Origin of the sequence: Pseudomonas sp. Sample_24 (assembly GCF_004307605.1) — a bacterium.
Taxonomy (GTDB): Bacteria; Pseudomonadota; Gammaproteobacteria; order Pseudomonadales; family Pseudomonadaceae; genus Aquipseudomonas.
On sequence record NZ_RCNW01000287.1, the window covers coordinates 1 to 1,709 of the forward strand.

A 1,709-nucleotide genomic window follows, 5' to 3' on the forward strand; every position below is an offset into this window, starting at 1 on the left:
AGTCGACCATCAACACCGGCAAGCTGAACGCTGTTTCCAGCGGCGGCAACCACGGTGACGACTCGGTCCTGGCAGCGCCTGCCGGTCCTGCTCCAGTACCGAAGGCTTGCGCCATCGACGAGCCGGATTGCGAAGCTTGCCAATAAGCTGAGCCGGTAGGCGTCGAAAGGCGCTTATCCGAACCCCCGACAGGCCTCTGGCTTGCCGGGGGTTTTCTTTTGCCCCTCAGCAGGAGCAAAGCTTGCTCGCGATGGTCACTTCACGATTCGTCTGGATTACCGTGTAATCGTTCATCGCGAGCGAGCTTCGCTCCTACAGGTCTGCGACATCCACAAAAAAGCCCCTCTTGCGAGGGGCTCTTCGTACAGCGTTACAACTCAACCAACATCAAGTCATCTGAATGATGGTCTGCATGATAGTGCTCTGGGTCGAGATGGTCTTGGCGTTCGCCTGGTAGTTACTCTGCGCCTTGATCAGCTCGACCAGTTCGTTGGTCACGTTGACGTTCGACTCTTCCAGGGAGTTGGAATGAATTTCCCCCAGGCTGCCGGTCTGCGGCGCGTCGTAGCCTGGCTGACCCGAGGCGAAAGTTTCCTTCCAGCTGGTACCGCCCACTGGCTGCAGGCCTTGCTCATTGGTGAAGCTGGCCAAAGCCAGTTGACCGATCGGCTTGGTCTGGTAGTTGCTGAAGTTGGCCAGCATGACACCGCTGCCGTCGATGGTCAGGTTGGTGATCTGGCCAGTGGCGTAACCATTTTGCGCAGGAATGGAGCGAGCGCTGTCGGCATTGAATTGCGTGGTATTGGTCATGGTGACCGTCACACCCGCTGGGTCAGAGGCTGCGCCGTTGGCTGCCCAAACGCCATTGGTGACTTTGCCCGGAATCCAGCCGGTGATTTTCAGATCAGGGCTGACGACGGGAGGTGTGCCCGGCGTGGTGACCGAAACCAGCTTGCCACTCGTGTCAAACGCCATGGTCGAAGGGACCGGACGCGAAGCGGCGTTCATTGGATCGCTGCCATTGGGGTTACGACCATCGATCAAGGTATAGACGTCCCAGGTGTTGGGCCCCGTCTTGACCATGTATTGGTCCATCTGGTGCTTGTTGCCCTGCGTATCGAAAATCTGGGTGCTGAACTGCTTGTTGAAAGCGGTTCCCGGCTTGCTCGGGTCAAACGGATTGGCCACCGTGTCGATCACATCGGACTTGGAGTCCAGGTTGATCGTCGACGAAACGGTGGTGGTAGTTTTCGGCGCCAGGTTCGATGTGTCGATGCGCAGGTCAGTCAGCACGCCATTGATGATCTTGCCGTTGGCGTCCACGCCATAACCTTGCAGGCGGGCAGTGCCGTCGGTGTTGGTGACGTAGCCTTCCTTGTCGACCTTGAACGTACCGGCACGGGTGTAGGACAGCGAGCCGTTGTCGTTGAGCACAAAGAAGCCCGAGCCGTTGATGCCCATGTCCAGCACGTTGCCGGTGTTGTTGATGTCACCCTGGGTGAACTGCTGGGAGACGTTGGCCAGGCGCACACCGCTGCCGGTGGTCTTGGTGCCTGTACCCAGCCGGGTGGCGGAGTACACATCTTCGAATTCCGCACGGGACGATTTGAAGCCGACGGTGGCAACGTTGGCGATGTTGTTGCCGGTCACGTCCAGTTGTTTGTTGGCGGCATAGAGACCGCTAAGGCCGATGTTAAAAGACATGTTCC

Annotated in this window: 1 protein-coding gene; it reads right to left on the reverse strand. The window is 58.4% G+C overall.

Features of this window, described 5'->3' with window-relative positions:
* Positions 1 to 387: 387 nt before the first annotated feature.
* Complete coding sequence (gene flgE / locus D8V06_RS15775) at positions 388 to 1,704, reverse strand: flagellar hook protein FlgE (protein ID WP_130931271.1); 1,317 nt, start codon at positions 1,702 to 1,704, stop codon at positions 388 to 390.
* Between the last annotated feature and the right edge of the window lie 5 nt (positions 1,705 to 1,709).

Bases quoted from the DNA above. Each gene is read 5' to 3' on its own strand.
- flgE (WP_130931271.1), bottom strand. From the start codon at position 1,704: ATGTCTTTTAACATCGGCCTTAGCGGTCTCTATGCCGCCAACAAACAA.